The sequence below is a fragment of the Micrococcus sp. HSID17227 genome (assembly GCF_003989405.1).
Lineage (GTDB): Bacteria > Actinomycetota > Actinomycetes > Actinomycetales > Micrococcaceae > Micrococcus > Micrococcus luteus.
This window is the reverse complement of sequence record NZ_RBLN01000552.1, coordinates 1-745: the sequence shown is the minus strand read 5'-3', so window position 1 is coordinate 745 and position 745 is coordinate 1. Positions and strand designations below refer to the sequence as shown.

At 74.9% G+C, this 745-nt stretch carries 1 protein-coding gene; it reads left to right on the top strand.

Going from position 1 to position 745, the window contains the following annotated elements; genetic code table 11:
* A partial coding sequence (locus D8M29_RS13255) for a beta-ketoacyl synthase N-terminal-like domain-containing protein (protein WP_305034244.1) occupies positions 1-745 on the top strand: 745 nt, incomplete at both ends.

The following is a 745-nucleotide window of genomic DNA, read 5'->3' as shown; positions in this document are numbered from 1 at the left end:
GAGAGCCGACGAGGAGGCCGGCGCCGGGACACCCCCCGCAGCCTCCGTACCCGCCGCCGCCGGCCCGGACCTCCCCGAGGCCGCCCCGGACACCGGCCGCACACCTCCCGCCGGGGGCAACGAACCGGTCGCCGTCATCGGTATGGCCGTCCGCCTGCCCGGCGCCGCCGACCTGGCCGCGTTCTGGGACCTGGTCACCTCCGGCGGACGCGGCATCGAGGACTTCCCCGCCGCCGACGGACTGGTCGGGGCCCGCAGCCAGATGGACGGGCTCCTGGCCTTCGACCCGGGCCACTTCGGCATCAGTCCGCACGAGGCCCGGCTCATGGCCCCGCAACAGCGGCACCTGCTGATGGCCTGCGTGCAGGCCCTCGCCCACGCAGCCATCGCCGCCGCCGGAGCCGGGCGGGTCGGCCTCGTCGCCCCGTGCGGCCAGCACACCTCCTTCCAGAGCCTGCTGAGGGAGGCCGATCCCGCGACACTGCCCGACTCCTTCCGGCTCGCCCTGCACCACGAGAAGGACTTCCTGTCCACCCGGGCCGCGTACCACCTCGGCCTGCGGGGGCCGGCGCTCACCGTCCAGTCGGCCTGCTCCAGCTCCCTCGTCGGCGTCCACCTCGCCGCCGGGCTGCTGCGACAGGACGACGCCGACGTGATGCTCGTCGGCGGCGTCCTCGTGGACCGTGAACTGACGGACGGGTACATCCACCGGCCGAACCACATCTTCTCCCCGGACGGCCACTGC